Annotated in this window: 15 protein-coding genes; 10 read left to right on the top strand and 5 right to left on the bottom strand. The window is 67.2% G+C overall.

The annotated features are described in order from the left end of the window. Window positions 1–85 precede the first annotated feature (85 nt). A complete protein-coding gene (gene rpsT, locus AC5P7U_RS07690; RefSeq protein ID WP_005408560.1) occupies window positions 86–355 on the top strand; it encodes a 30S ribosomal protein S20 in 270 nt (89 codons plus the stop codon). A gap of 221 nt (window positions 356–576) precedes the next feature. Here rpsT and cgtA read toward each other — a convergent pair whose 3' ends face one another. From cgtA to rplU, 3 genes are all read right to left on the bottom strand, one after another. Then, window positions 577–1,629 carry an Obg family GTPase CgtA gene (gene cgtA, locus AC5P7U_RS07685; protein WP_006424789.1) on the bottom strand — a complete coding sequence of 351 codons (1,053 nt, stop codon included), beginning with the start codon at window positions 1,627–1,629 and terminating at the stop codon, window positions 577–579. Window positions 1,630–1,832: 203 nt separating this feature from the next. Then, complete coding sequence (rpmA, locus tag AC5P7U_RS07680; RefSeq protein WP_005415704.1) at window positions 1,833–2,096, bottom strand: 50S ribosomal protein L27; 264 nt, start codon at window positions 2,094–2,096, stop codon at window positions 1,833–1,835. An 18-nt stretch (window positions 2,097–2,114) separates the two neighbouring features. Then, the gene (gene rplU / locus AC5P7U_RS07675) at window positions 2,115–2,423 is read right to left on the bottom strand and encodes a 50S ribosomal protein L21 (RefSeq protein WP_006424709.1); all 309 of its coding nucleotides are present in this window, start codon (window positions 2,421–2,423) and stop codon (window positions 2,115–2,117) included. Between the two features lie 318 nt (window positions 2,424–2,741). Between rplU and uvrA the strand changes: the two genes are divergently transcribed. The 3 genes from uvrA (at window position 2,742) to AC5P7U_RS07660 (ending at window position 6,975) form a co-directional block, all read left to right on the top strand. After that, complete coding sequence (uvrA, locus tag AC5P7U_RS07670; protein ID WP_197564406.1) at window positions 2,742–5,744, top strand: excinuclease ABC subunit UvrA; 3,003 nt, start codon at window positions 2,742–2,744, stop codon at window positions 5,742–5,744. Next, complete coding sequence (locus AC5P7U_RS07665; protein ID WP_197564407.1) at window positions 5,744–6,151, top strand: thioesterase family protein; 408 nt, start codon at window positions 5,744–5,746, stop codon at window positions 6,149–6,151. The genes uvrA and AC5P7U_RS07665 overlap by 1 nt, the downstream gene beginning before the upstream one ends. Window positions 6,152–6,249: 98 nt before the next feature. Further along, window positions 6,250–6,975, top strand: a complete 726-nt coding sequence (locus tag AC5P7U_RS07660) for an enolase (protein WP_197564408.1) — start codon at window positions 6,250–6,252, stop codon at window positions 6,973–6,975. Between the two features lie 71 nt (window positions 6,976–7,046). Here AC5P7U_RS07660 and AC5P7U_RS07655 read toward each other — a convergent pair whose 3' ends face one another. Next, window positions 7,047–7,493, bottom strand: a complete 447-nt coding sequence (locus tag AC5P7U_RS07655; RefSeq protein WP_478431629.1) for a copper chaperone PCu(A)C — start codon at window positions 7,491–7,493, stop codon at window positions 7,047–7,049. A gap of 34 nt (window positions 7,494–7,527) precedes the next feature. Between AC5P7U_RS07655 and AC5P7U_RS07650 the strand changes: the two genes are divergently transcribed. From AC5P7U_RS07650 to AC5P7U_RS07635, 4 genes are all read left to right on the top strand, one after another. Beyond that, complete coding sequence (locus AC5P7U_RS07650; RefSeq protein WP_308309647.1) at window positions 7,528–8,304, top strand: enoyl-CoA hydratase/isomerase family protein; 777 nt, start codon at window positions 7,528–7,530, stop codon at window positions 8,302–8,304. 127 nt (window positions 8,305–8,431) lie between these two features. Then, a complete protein-coding gene (gene tesB / locus AC5P7U_RS07645; RefSeq protein ID WP_005408551.1) occupies window positions 8,432–9,352 on the top strand; it encodes an acyl-CoA thioesterase II in 921 nt (306 codons plus the stop codon). Window positions 9,353–9,356: 4 nt separating this feature from the next. After that, window positions 9,357–9,863: a pathogenicity-like protein gene (locus AC5P7U_RS07640; protein WP_308309646.1), complete on the top strand. Its 507-nt coding sequence runs from the start codon at window positions 9,357–9,359 to the stop codon at window positions 9,861–9,863. A 155-nt stretch (window positions 9,864–10,018) separates the two neighbouring features. Beyond that, window positions 10,019–11,236 (top strand): RNA polymerase sigma factor, encoded by a 1,218-nt coding sequence (locus tag AC5P7U_RS07635; protein ID WP_197565098.1) that lies wholly within the window; start codon window positions 10,019–10,021, stop codon window positions 11,234–11,236. A gap of 51 nt (window positions 11,237–11,287) precedes the next feature. Here AC5P7U_RS07635 and AC5P7U_RS07630 read toward each other — a convergent pair whose 3' ends face one another. Next, window positions 11,288–11,848: an EF-hand domain-containing protein gene (locus AC5P7U_RS07630; protein WP_197565097.1), complete on the bottom strand. Its 561-nt coding sequence runs from the start codon at window positions 11,846–11,848 to the stop codon at window positions 11,288–11,290. A 156-nt stretch (window positions 11,849–12,004) separates the two neighbouring features. Between AC5P7U_RS07630 and AC5P7U_RS07625 the strand changes: the two genes are divergently transcribed. Together AC5P7U_RS07625 and AC5P7U_RS07620 are read left to right on the top strand one after the other, a co-directional pair. After that, window positions 12,005–12,760 (top strand): arginyltransferase, encoded by a 756-nt coding sequence (locus tag AC5P7U_RS07625; protein WP_133934105.1) that lies wholly within the window; start codon window positions 12,005–12,007, stop codon window positions 12,758–12,760. A gap of 38 nt (window positions 12,761–12,798) precedes the next feature. Next, window positions 12,799–14,007, top strand: coding sequence for an endonuclease/exonuclease/phosphatase family protein (locus AC5P7U_RS07620; protein WP_006424268.1), 1,209 nt, complete (start codon window positions 12,799–12,801; stop codon window positions 14,005–14,007). Window positions 14,008–14,052: the final 45 nt, after the last annotated feature.

The raw sequence follows: 14,052 nt of genomic DNA, 5'->3' as shown, positions 1-14,052 counted from the left end.
AATCGACTTGACGTGCATTTCTTACGCCATCATACTAGCTAGCTTGCTGTTCCCATAACACCGATTTTTTCAGGAAACCACCACCGTGGCCAATATCAAGTCCGCCAAGAAGCGCGCCAAGCAGACCGTCGTGCGCAACGCGCGCAACGTGGCTCAGCGCTCGATGCTGCGCACCGCTGTCAAGAAAGTGATCAAGGCGCTGGACGCCAACGATGCCGCCGGCGCCGAAGCCGCCTTCGCCGTTGCCCAGCCGATCCTGGATCGCTTCAGCGCGCGTGGCCTGATCCACAAGAACAAGGCTGCTCGCCACAAGAGCCGCCTGAACGACCGCATCAAGGCCCTCAAGGCCGCCTGATCCGGCGTTGCCGCCCTGCCCTTCGGGGTTGGGCAGCAGACAAAAGCCCGGCCTCGGCCGGGTTTTTTGTTGCCTGCAATCCGGGCGATCCACGGGGGCCGCACGGCCGGTAGCGCCGGGCGCTGGCCGGCAATTGCGAGGAATGCCGGCCAGCGGCCGGCACTACCGGAAAATGAAAAACCCGGCCGAAGCCGGGTTTTTCGCATGGAACCACAACAGCATTACTGCGCGTTGCGGGCTTCCAGCTCGTCTTCCTTCTGGCGATCGAAGAACGCCATGATCCGGCTCATGATCGGGAAGGTACCTTCGCGACCCAGCGCCGACACCAGGAACCACGGCTCCTTCCAGCCCAGCTCGGCGACGATCTGTTCGGCCGCCGCTTTCGCTTCGTCTTCGAACATCAGGTCGGCCTTGTTCAGCACCAGCCAGCGCGGCTTGTTCAGCAGCTCCGGGTCGTGCTTTTCCAGCTCGCGCTCGATCGCACGCACCTGCTCCACCGGCGAGATGCCTTCCACGCCACCTTCCATCGGCGAGATGTCCACCAGGTGCAGCAGCAGGCGGGTGCGCTGCAGGTGGCGCAGGAACTGCGCACCGAGGCCGGCACCGTCGGCCGCGCCTTCGATCAGGCCCGGAATGTCGGCGATCACGAAGCTGCGGTAGTTCTCCACCTTCACCACGCCCAGGTTCGGGTACAGCGTGGTGAACGGGTAATCGGCCACCTTCGGCGTTGCCGCCGAGACGGCGCGGATCAGGGTGCTCTTGCCGGCGTTGGGGAAGCCCAGCAGGCCGACGTCGGCCAGCAGCTTCAGCTCCAGCTTCAGCGTGCGCTCTTCGCCCGGCTCGCCCGGCAGCGCCTGGCGCGGCGAACGGTTGGTCGAGCTCTTGAAATGCATGTTGCCCAGGCCGCCGCGGCCGCCCTTGGCCACCAGCAGGCGGTCGTTGTGCTGGGTCAGGTCGCCGATGACTTCATCGGTGGCAACGTTGATGACCACGGTGCCGACCGGCACGGTGATGGTCAGGTCTTCGCCGCCCTTGCCATAGGCCTGGCGGCCCATGCCGTTCTCGCCGCGCTGCGCCTTGAAGATGCGGTCATGGCGGAAGTCGACCAAGGTGTTCAGGTTTTCGTCGGCGCGGATGTACACGCTGCCGCCCGCACCGCCGTCGCCGCCGTCCGGGCCGCCGAGCGGAATGAACTTCTCGCGACGGAAGCCAATGCAGCCGTTGCCGCCGTTGCCGGCGAACACTTCGATTTCTGCTTCGTCTACCAGTTTCATTGTTTCGATGCCTGCGATGGGCGCGGCATCTGCGCCGTCGCCTTGAATGTAATGCGGGCGCGCGTGGCCCGCAGCCCGGCGCGGCCGGTCTTCCTTTTACCCGGTAACTCTAACGAAAAGCCCCGCCGAAGCGGGGCTCTTCATGCAGCGTGCTCTTCATCCAGCACGGCCATGCCGAGGCACGGGTGCCGGCGATGCCTGGATCAGGCGTCGGCCGAGACGATGCTGACGGTGCGACGCTTCTTGGCGCCCTTGACCGAGAACTCCACCTTGCCGTCCACGAGGGCGAACAGGGTGTGGTCACGGCCCAGGCCCACGCCGGAACCCGGGTGGAACTGGGTGCCGCGCTGACGCACGATGATGTTGCCGGCTTCGATGGCCTGGCCGCCGAAGATCTTGACGCCCAGGTACTTCGGGTTGGAGTCGCGACCGTTGCGCGAGGAGCCTACGCCCTTTTTATGTGCCATGACTGCTTCTCCTGATGCTTAGCCGGCGATGCCGGTGATCTCGATTTCGGTGTAGTACTGACGGTGACCCTGACGCTTCATGTGGTGCTTGCGGCGACGGAACTTGATGATCCGGACCTTGTCAGCACGACCCTGGGACAGGACCTTGGCGGTGACGGCAGCGCCCTTCAGCGCATCGCCCAGCTTCACGCCATCGCTGTCGCCCAGCATCAGGATGTTGTCAAACTTGATCTCGCTGCCGACTTCGACTTCGAGCTTTTCGACGCGGAGCTTTTCGCCCTGCGCCACGCGGTATTGCTTACCGCCGGTGACCAGTACTGCGTACATGACCAGACTTCCTCTGTAGTTATTGTGGTCTATGGACTGCCGCCGTCGAGGGCGGACAGGAGCGGAATTGTACGCAGATCAATGCGACAGGGTCAAGTCAACCCCTGAACGACCCGGGAGACCCGGTCGGAACGGGGCCAGATGCCTTTTCACAGCGTGAAAAGGGATCTGACCCCTTCATAAAGCCTTGTCTCACAGGGTGAGACACCGGGCTGGCATTGTCGCCCATTGCCCCCATCTGGTCACCTCGGTAGGCTGACCGATTGCCGTTCCCTGCTGGCCCGGCACCCAGCCAACGCCCCCACAACCGGATCCCCCATGGCGATGGATTTCATCCGCATCCGCGGCGCGCGGACGCACAACCTGAAGAACCTCGACCTCGACCTGCCCCGCGACAAGCTGATCGTGATCACCGGCCTGTCCGGCTCGGGCAAGTCCTCGCTGGCGTTCGACACCATTTACGCAGAAGGCCAGCGCCGCTACGTCGAGTCGCTGTCGGCCTATGCGCGCCAGTTCCTGAGCGTGATGGAAAAGCCGGACCTGGACCACATCGAAGGCCTGTCCCCGGCCATCTCGATCGAGCAGAAGTCGACCTCGCACAACCCGCGTTCGACCGTCGGCACGATCACCGAGATCTACGACTACCTGCGCCTGCTGTACGCCCGCGTCGGCACCCCGCGCTGCCCGGACCACGGCTACCCGCTGGAAGCACAGACGGTCAGCCAGATGGTCGACCAGGTGCTGACCCTGGACCCGGAACAGCGCTACATGCTGCTGGCGCCGGTCATCCGCGACCGCAAGGGCGAGCACGCGCAGGTGTTCGACCAGCTGCGCGCGCAGGGCTTCGTGCGCGTGCGCGTGGACGGCGAGCTGCATGAAATCGACGCGGTGCCGCCGCTGGCACTGCGCCAGAAGCACACCATCGAGGCGGTGATCGACCGCTTCCGCCCGCGCGAGGACATCAAGCAGCGCCTGGCCGAGAGCTTCGAGACTGCGCTGAAGCTGGGCGACGGCATGGCCTCGGTGCAGAGCCTGGACAACACCGAAACCGCGCCGACGCTGTTCTCCTCCAAGTATTCCTGCCCGGTGTGCGATTACTCGCTGCCGGAGCTGGAGCCGCGCCTGTTCTCGTTCAACGCACCGATGGGCGCCTGCCCCGGCTGCGATGGCCTGGGCATCGCCGAATTCTTCGATCCGTCGCGCGTGGTGGTGCATCCGGAGCTGTCGCTGGCCGCCGGTGCGGTGCGCGGCTGGGATCGCCGCAACGCCTATTATTTCCAGCTGATCGCCTCGCTGGCCAAGCACTACAAGTTCGACGTCGATGCGGCGTGGAACTCGCTGCCTGAGAACGTGCAGCAGGCCGTGCTGTACGGCAGCGGCGATGAAGCGATCACCTTCACCTACTTCACCGAAGCCGGCGGCCGCACCCAGCGCAAGCACCGCTTCGAGGGCATCATTCCCAACCTCGAGCGCCGCTACAAGGAAACCGAATCGCCGGCGGTGCGCGAAGAGCTGTCCAAGTACATCAGCGAACAGCCGTGCCCGGAATGCCATGGCGCGCGCCTCAACAGGGCGGCACGCAACGTGTTCGTGGCCGACCGCCCGCTGCCGGACCTGGTGGTGCTGCCGATCGACGAAGCACTGAAGTTCTTCAGCGAACTGAGCCTGCCGGGCTGGCGCGGCGAGATCGCCTCGAAGATCGTCAAGGAAATCGGTGAGCGCCTCGGCTTCCTGGTCGATGTCGGCCTGGATTACCTGACCCTGGAGCGCAAGGCCGACACCCTGTCCGGTGGCGAAGCGCAGCGCATCCGCCTGGCCAGCCAGATCGGCGCCGGCCTGGTCGGCGTGATGTACGTGCTCGACGAGCCGTCGATCGGCCTGCACCAGCGCGACAACGAGCGCCTGCTCGGCACCCTCACCCGCCTGCGCGACCTCGGCAACACGGTGATCGTGGTCGAGCATGACGAGGACGCGATCCGCCTGGCCGACTACGTGCTGGACATCGGCCCGGGCGCGGGCGTGCACGGCGGCGAGATCGTCGGCCAGGGCACCCTGCAGGACATCCTGGAGGCACCGCGCTCGCTGACCGGCCAGTACCTGTCGGGCAAGCGCGCGATCGAGATTCCCGCGCGCCGGCACAAGCCGAACCCGAAGATGACCCTGCACCTGCGCGGGGCCAGCGGCAACAACCTGAAGGGCGTGGACCTGGCGATTCCGTCGGGCCTGCTGACCTGCGTGACCGGTGTGTCCGGCTCGGGCAAGTCGACCCTGATCAACGACACCCTGTTCTCGCTGGCCGCCAACGAGATCAACGGCTCCTCGCATCCGATCGCTCCCTACAAGGAGATCGATGGCCTGGATCTGTTCGACAAGGTGGTGGACATCGACCAGTCGCCGATCGGCCGCACCCCGCGTTCGAACCCGGCCACCTACACCGGCCTGTTCACCCCGCTGCGCGAGCTGTTCGCGCAGGTGCCCGAAGCGCGCGCGCGCGGCTACTCGCCGGGCCGTTTCAGCTTCAACGTGCGCGGTGGCCGCTGCGAAGCGTGCCAAGGCGACGGCCTGATCAAGGTCGAGATGCACTTCCTGCCGGACGTGTACGTGCCCTGCGACGTCTGCCACGGCAAGCGCTACAACCGCGAGACGCTGGAGATCCTGTACAAGGGCTTCAACATCAACGACGTGCTGGAAATGACCGTCGAGGATGCGCTGAAGCTGTTCGAGCCGGTGCCGTCGATCGCCCGCAAGCTGGAAACGCTGGTCGACGTGGGCCTGAGCTACATCAAGCTGGGCCAGAGCGCGACCACGCTGTCCGGTGGTGAAGCGCAGCGCGTGAAGCTGTCCAAGGAACTGTCGCGCCGCGATACCGGGCGCACCCTGTACATCCTGGACGAGCCGACCACCGGCCTGCACTTCCACGACATCGAAGCGCTGCTCGGCGTGCTGCACAAGCTGCGCGACGAAGGCAACACGGTGGTGGTGATCGAACACAACCTGGACGTGATCAAGACCGCCGACTGGATCGTCGACCTGGGTCCGGAAGGTGGCCATCGCGGTGGCACCATCCTGGTCACCGGCACGCCGGAAGACGTGGCGGCCTGCCCGCAGTCGTACACCGGCCAGTTCCTGGCGCGGATGCTGCCGTCCACCAGCGCGCGACCGGAACGCCCGGCCGCCGTGGCCAACAAGCCCGACGCCCGCCCGCCGCGCAAGGTGAAGCCTGAAAAGCCCGCCAAGGTGGCGAAGAAGGCGGTGGCGGCATCAAGCACCGGCAAGGCCAGCAAGACCGCTGCCGCCAACAAGAAGAAGAAGGACGCCTGATGAGCAGCGAACACAAGATCCTGGCCCGCATCCCGATCAGCGTGCGCTGGCGTGACATGGACAGCATGGGCCACGTCAACAACGCCAAGTACATCTCCTACCTGGAAGAAGCGCGCGTGCGCTGGATGCTGGGCGTGGACGGCGTGTCGATGACCGACCGCATCGCACCGGTGGTGGCCGCGACCAACGTCAACTACCGGCTGCCGATCGTGTGGCCCAACGACATCCTGGTCGAACTGTTCGTCGAGCGCCTGGGCAACAGCAGCGTGACCATCGGCCACCGCATCGTCGACCAGCAGGATGAGTCGAAGCTGTATTCGGACGGCAACGTGGTGGTGGTGTGGATGGATACCCAGACCGGCAAGAGCGCGTCGCTGCCGGAGGCGATCCGCAGCGCGTCGACCTGATTCGCTTCTGGTAGGTGCCGACCTTGGTCGGAACGTTTCGGCGGCAATGAGGATGCCGGCCAGCGGCCGGCACGACCGACACTGTTCAAAGGACTGACATGATCCACCACACCGAACTGCGCGACCTGCTGCCCGGCATGGTCCCCTTCCCCACCGATGTCTTCCCCGCCGACCAGGCCTGGCTCGGCCAGCACCTGTTGCCGCTGCTGAAGATCGACCTGGGCCTGCTGCGCCCGGAACTGGCGGGCCAAGTGGCAACCATGCTGTGCCCGATCGAGCCATATGACGGCTGTATCGGCGAGGCCACCGAAGAACACCACAACGCGTTCACCGGCACCAACTGGATCGCCTTCGAACTGACCGCCGGCAACGAGATGCGCTTCCTCGGCAACGAGGGCTATTTCATCGGTGATGCAGTGGACGACAAGTACGCGCGGGAACATATCGCGCAGATGCGCGAGAGCTACGCCAAGGCGCGCGACTACCACGCCACGCATGGCCGGTTGGCCTGCTACTCGCGCTTCGGCAAGGGCGAGGCCAGCGAACGCGATTATCTGGATACGCTGGGCGGCCCGATCGGGTTCGGCAACTGGACCGAGACCGCGGAGATTCCTGCGGCCTTCGCGCTGGCCTTCACTGAAGCCGCCGATGACCCCAACGCTGCGGACGATGCCGAAACGGTGATCATCACCCGCGACGGCAACAAATTCTTCGCTGTGGCCGACGTGGCCGGTTACAACTGGTGCGCCACCGGCGCCGATGCGATCGTGATGCTGTACGAACCGGTAAGCCGCACGGTGTTGTTCTCGTACGACTGGTCGTAACCCCCGTGGTAGTGCCGGCCGCTGGCCGGCATTTCCTGTGCTGCCGGCCAGCGCCCGGCGCTACCCCCGCGCTACGGCGCCGCCTTGCGCACCACCAGCGTGGCATTTACTTCGCCACCGCCTTCCAGCTGCAGCCGCAGTGGCAGCGCCTGCCCGTCCTTCAATGCGCCCTTGCCCTGCATCAGCATCAGGTGCAGGCCACCGGGCTTGAGCTCGGCACGGGCGCCCGATGCCAGCGGCAGGCGCTCGATCGCGCGCATCCGGCTGACCCCGTCAGTGATCGTGGTCTCGTGCAGCGACACATCACCAAAGCTGCTGCTGGCCGCACCGGTAATCACCACCGCCTTGCCGCAGCGGTTGTGGATCGCGCCGTAGCCGGCGGTCATCGGCATCGCCGGATTCGGCGGCAGCCGCGCCCAGCCCTGCTCGACGGTGACGCACGTGGTCTCGGCGGCAGAAGCCGATGCTGCGGCCGCACACATCATCAACAATACGCCAACGAATGGTTTGGTTATCATCGCCCAGGTTCCTTCTTCGCAACGAGACCGCAGCATGACGACGCTCATCGAGGTGATCAACCATGGCCCCATCCGCGAACTGCGCCTGGCGCGGCCGCCGGTCAACGCACTGGACACCGAACTGTGCCGGCAGTTGATCCACGCCATCGAGCTGGCCATGGCCGAAGATGCGCACGGCATCGTGCTGTCGGGCAGCGAACGCATCTTCACCGGTGGCATGGACGTGCCGCACCTGCTCTCGCACGGCGATGACAAGCACAAGTTGTTGGACACCTGGAACGCCTTCTTCGGCGCCGTGCGCACGCTGGCCGAGAGCCGCATCCCGGTGGTCGCGGCGATCACCGGCCACGCCCCGGCCGGCGGCTGCGTGCTGGCGCTGTGCTGCGACTACCGGGTGATGGCGCGCAGCACCGAGCCGTCGCGCCCGTATGCCATCGGCCTGAACGAAGTGCAGGTGGGCCTGATCGCACCGGAGGGCATCCAGCGCCTGCTGCGCCGCGCGGTGGGCGTGCACCGCGCCGGGGTCCTGCTGACCACCGGCTCGCTGGTGCCGGCCGAACAGGCGCTGCAGATCGGCCTGGTCGATGAACTGGCCGAGGGCGACCTGGTGGTGGCCCGCGCGGTGGCCTGGCTGCAGAACCTGCTCAAGCAGCCGCGCCAGCCGATGCTGCTGACCCGCGCGGTTGCCCGCGCCGACCTGCACGAAGCCCTGCACCCTGACCTGATCCAGCTGGACCGCTTCGTCGAAGCCTGGTTCGCCCCGGATGCACAGAACGCCCTGCAGGCACTGGTGGCGCGGCTCGGCAAGTAAGCGGCAGTGCCGGCCGCTGGCCGGCAATCGCAGGCACCCCAGGATGATCATGAGGTTGCCGGCCAGCGGCCGGCACTACCGATGATGGGCCGGCCTGCACCGGTATAATCAGGCCCTCTTCATTGCTGTGGCTGCCCCCTTGAACGACACGCCCGAACCCGTCGTCTCCGAGCTGATCGACCTGCTCACCCTGGAGCGGCTGGAGGACAACCTGTTCCGCGGGCAGAGCCGCGACATCGGCACCAAGTACGTGTTCGGCGGGCAGGTGCTGGGCCAGGCATTGGCCGCGGCGCAGGCCACGGTCGACAACGGCCGCCACGTGCACTCGCTGCACGCCTACTTCCTGCGCGCCGGCAACATCGACCACCCGATCGTCTACGACGTGGACCGCACCCGCGATGGCGGCAGCTTCTCGGTGCGCCGGGTCACCGCGATCCAGCACGGCAAGGTGATCTTCTTCTGCGCGGCCTCGTTCCAGCAGGCCGAAACCGGGGCCGAGCACCAGCACAAGATGCCCGAAGTGCCGCAACCGGAAGACATCGAACCGAATCGTCCGCTGCCGGCCGAAGTGCTGGAACGGCTGCCGATCAAGGTGCAGCGCTGGCTGTCGCGCGGCGGCCCGTTCGAGTTCCGCCACGTCTACCCGCGTGACGAACTGAACCCGCCCAAGCGCCCGCCCTACCACCAGGTGTGGCTGCGCCTGAGCGAGCCGGTCGGCGATGCGCCCGAGCTGCACCAGGCGCTGCTGGCCTATGCCTCCGACTTCCATCTGCTGGGTACCGCGACGTTCCCGCACGGCATCAGCTACTACCACCCGCATGTGCAGATGGCCTCGCTCGACCACGCCATCTGGTTCCACCGCCCGTTCCGTGCCGACGACTGGCTGCTGTACTCGCTGGACAGCCCCAGCGCGCAGGATTCGCGCGGCCTGGCCCGCGGCCAGTTCTTCACCCGCAACGGCGTGCTGGTGGCCAGCACCGCGCAGGAAGGCCTGATCCGCGTCGTTCCCGACCAGGCAGCGGCGGCCGCCGTGCCGGCCAAGGAGTAATCCGATGCGCCAGATCTTCAGCAGCCAGCGCGTGGAAACCGTGGAAGGCGTGGCCGAGCTCCTGCGCGGGCATGGCATCGAGGTCAAGGTGACCAACGGGCGCTCGTACAAGACCCGCCGCCGCGGCCAGTTCAGCTATACCGACCTGGGCAACGCCAGCGCCTACCCGGCGGTGTGGATCGTGCGCGCCGACGACCAGCCGCGCGCACGCGAAATCCTGCGTGACGCGCGCCTGCTCGACACCACCCGACGCGACCACCCGACCGCCGAGTTCGCCTTCCGCGACATGCCGGAACAGGGCAGCGGCGGCCGCGGCTGGGCCTGGCGCATCCGCATCGCCCTGCTGGTGGTGATCGCCGGCGTGGCGCTGGTGATCGGCCTGCGCCATCGCGGCACCCCGGCGCCGGCCGCACCGGTCCCTACCCAACAGGCGCAGCCGCAACAGGCCCCTGCCCAACCGGCTCCCCCGGAAGAGGAAGAAATCCGGGTCCGCATCCAGCCCCCGAAATGACACACGGGTAGTGCCGGCCGCTGGCCGGCAACCGCAGCCCGCCGGACGGGTTCATGAGGTTGCCGGCCAGCGGCCGGCACTACCGCACTGAAGGCCGGTCACACTTCGCGCGCGGTTCCGTCATGGGACACAATCCCAGCAGGAGAGCCGCCGCCGTGACGACCTTCGCCGCATCGATCGACCAGACCCTGGAACGCGAACTGCCAGCCGCCGCCGGCGGCTGCCAGCATGCCTATGGCCGCATCGTGCTGGCCTGCCAGAACACGGTCACCGCCATCGCGCTGGCCATCACCCGCGACCGCCAGGCCAGCGAGGACATCGCCCAGGAAGCCTTCGTGAAGGGCTGGCAGCAGCTGCACCAGCTGCGCAGTTCAACCAGCTTCCTGCCCTGGCTGCGGCAGATCACCCGCAACCTGGCCCGCGACTGGCTGCGTGCGCAGCGTGGCCGGCCGCTGACCGGCGAGGCGGCCGAAGTGGCGCTGGGCATGGCCGCCGACCCGGCGCCAGGTGCCGCCGACCGGCTGCAGCGGGTGGAAGAAGAGATCGCCGCCGAAGACATCATTTCCGCGTTGCCGGCCGACAGCCGCGAAGTCCTGCTGCTGTACTACCGCGAAGGCCAGCGTTCGCAACAGGTAGCCGACCTGCTCGGGCTCAGCGACGCCGCCGTGCGCAAGCGGCTGTCGCGTGCCCGCGCCCAGGTGCGTGACGGCCTGCTGCAACGCTTCGGCGAATTCGCCCGCAGCAGTGCCCCGAGTGCGGCGTTCGCCACGGCCGTGGTGTCGATGGTGCTGGTGGCCGCGCCCGGCACCGCCAGCGCGGCGATCCTGCTCGGCACCGGCGTCGGCATCGGCGGCAGCAAGCTCGGCCTCGGCGGCGCCAGTGCGGCAGGCGGCACCGCGCTGGGCTCGTTGACCGCCACGCTGGGCCAGCTGCACGTGCTGCCGGCGGAAAGCTGGGGCGCGGTCATCGGTGGCGTGATTGGCGGAGCGGTCGGCAGCTATCTGGGCGGGCGCTTCCTGATGTCGTACACCGAGACCGATGCCGAGCGCGCCGACGTGCGTCGCTTCCTCTACCTCAACATCACCACCGGCATGTTCTGGTGCCTGGCGATCCTGCTGGCAGTGATGCTGCAGGTGCCGGTCTGGGCACAGCTGGCGGTGCTGGCGGTCGGCCTGGGCGTGGTCAACTACCAGTGCCTGGTACCCCTGCAGCGGGTGATGGCGCCGATGATCGTGCGGGACTCGGCACGGCGCGGGCGCACGGGCATCAACTGGAAATACGAGTCGATGTACGGCCGCACCGGCATCATCGCCATGAACCTGATGGTGATCGCACTGGTGCTGTACTCGCTGGTACGCAGCGGCCGCCTGTAACGGACAACGCCGGCAGTGCGCCGGCGTTGTCGTCGATCAATGCGTTGGCTCTCAGCGCTGCGGCTTCGGCATGGCGCCGTCACGCGGGCCGCCCTGACGCGGACCACCGTGCATCGGGCGCTTGGCCGCATCGAACTCGGCCCTGCTCAACTGGCCGTCCTTGTTGGTGTCGGCCGCGGCGAACCAGGCATCACGCATCTGCTTCACGCGCAGCTCGCGGTCGGCCTTGTCCAGGTAGCCGTCCTTGTTGAGGTCGAGCTGGTCGAAGCGTGCGGCCAGGCGCGGATCGGCCTTGGCTTCCTCGCGGCTGATGCGGCCGTCCTTGTTGACGTCCAGCTTGGCCCAGCGCTCGCCGCCGTGGCCACGACGGCCGTGCTTCCAGCGCGGCAGTTCATCGCGCGAGAGCTTGCCGTCCTTGTTCTTGTCCAGTTCGTCGAACTTCGCCGCCAGACGCGGGTTGGCAGCGGCTTCGCTGCGGTCGATGACGCCGTCGCCATTGGTGTCCAGCTTGGCCGGGCGCTGCGCCGGCGTGGTCGGGGTGTCGGCCGCCAGCGCGATACCGGAAGCGGAGGTGCCGAGCAGCAGGGCCAGCAGCAGGGGGGTACGGATCATGAGGTCACTCCTGGGGATGGGAACAGCGTCGGGGTGATCACTTCACCCTCGGGGGACAACAACGCCCGGGCGCGACATCGGTTGACGCCGCTGCCGGTTCCATTCATCCGGCGGACAGTCGCCGCCACTGCGACGGGCTGGGGCTATGCTGTGCCCATGGCGATGCATGGCGACAGAGACGACGAACTGCGACTTTTCCAGACCGGCGAGCACCCCTGCGGGTACTGGTCGGACCGGGTGGCGCGCGACCTGGTGCTGGACCCGCACGACCGCCGCCTCGGCGGCCTGTACCCGCTGGCGCTGAGCTGGGGCTTCCGCCGCAGCGGTGACCTGGTCTACCGGCCACATTGCGCGCACTGCCAGGCCTGTGTGGCGGTGCGCATCCCGGTGGCGCGCTTCGCCCCGGACCGCAGCCAGCGCCGTTGCGCGGCCCGCAATGAAGACCTGGAGGTGCGGATCACCGCCGCCACCGCCCGCGACGACCTGTTTGCGCTGTATCACCGCTACCTGGTGCATCGCCACGCCAACGGTGGCATGGACGACCATGGCCCGCACGAATTCGAGCAGTTCCTGATCGGCAGCTGGTCGCACACCCGCTTCATGGAGATGCGCCTGCCCGGCCACGACGGCCAGCCCAGCCAGCTGCTGGGTGTGGCGGTGACCGACGTCACCGAGCACGGCCTGTCGGCGGTCTACACCTTCTTCGACCCGGAGCACGCCGCGCGCGGGCTGGGTACCTTCGCGATCCTGCAGCAGATCGAATGGGCCCGCCGCGAGGGCCTGCCGCACGTCTACCTGGGTTACTGGATCCGCGGCCACCAGAAGATGGACTACAAGCGCCGCTTCCATCCGCTGGAGGCCTACGACGGCCGCCGCTGGCACGATTTCGACAACGATCTGGACGGGCGCTGACAAACCGCTGACACCGGGCCGGGTGCACAATACGGCCCATGAACGCCAAACCCCTGATCCTCGCCCTGGCCCTGCTCTGCGGCGCCACCGCCCCCGCCTTCGCCACCTCCCCTGCGATGACCGAAAAGCCGTCCGCTGCGCTGCGCCTGGCCACCTACAACACCTCGCTGTACTCCGATGACGCCGGTGGCCTGATCAAGGAACTGGAAGGCGACAGCGAGCACGCACGCAAGATCGCCGCGGTGCTGCAGCAGGTGCGCCCGGATCTGGTGCTGCTGAACGAGTTCGACTTCGACGACGCCCACCGCGCCGCCGACCTGTTCCAGAAGCGCTACCTGGAAGTGGCCCAGCCCGGCGGCGGCAAGCCGCTGCACTTCGCCTACCGCTACCTGGCCCCGGTCAACACCGGCGTTCCCAGCGGCCTGGACCTGGACAACAACGGCGTGGTCGGCGGCGAAGGCCGCAGCCGCGGCAACGATGCCTGGGGCTACGGCCTGCACCCGGGCCAGTACGGCATGCTGGTGCTGTCGCGCTACCCGATCGACGAAGCCAAGGTGCGCAGCTTCCAGCTGCTGAAGTGGAGCACGATGCCGGGCGCGATCCGTCCGGTTGATCCGCGCACCGGCCAGAGCTTCTACAACGACCACGTGTGGTCGCAGCTGCGGCTGTCGTCGAAGTCACATTGGGACGTGCCGGTGAAGACGCCGGACGGCGTTGTGCACGCGCTGGTCTCGCACCCGACGCCGCCGGTGTTCGACGGCCCGGAAAAGCGCAATGCCGCGCGCAACCACGACGAACTGCGCCTGTGGCAGGAATACCTGTCCAAGGGTGACAAGCCGTGGCTGTGCGACGACAAGGGCCAGTGTGGCGGCCTGGCCCAGGACGCACGCTTCGTGATCCTCGGCGACCTCAACAACGACCCGGTCGATGGTGATGGCCGCCATGAAGCGATCGTCGAACTGATCGAGAACGCCCGCGTGCTGCGCTACCCCACCCCGCGCAGCGTCGGCGGCGAGCAGACCAGCCTGGCCTATGCAGCCAAGGGCATCGCGCGCAAGGGCGCGCCGTTCCATGCCACCGGCGATTTCGGCCCGAAATCCGGCACCATGCGCCTGGACTACGTGCTGCCCTCGACCGGTTTCGAGTACATCGGCAGCGGCATCTTCTGGCCGGCCAATGAAAGCCCGGAAGCGAAGATCGCCGACGGCAGCGACCACCACCTGGTGTGGGTGGATGTAAAGCCGTAAGGCGATGTTGATGCGGTACCGACCAATGGTCGGTACCCACCGGAA

The sequence above is a fragment of the Stenotrophomonas sp. YJH_SMC_57 genome, from assembly GCF_059369755.1.
Note: the sequence above shows the minus strand (reverse complement) of the source record. Positions and strands in the feature narration are given on the sequence as shown.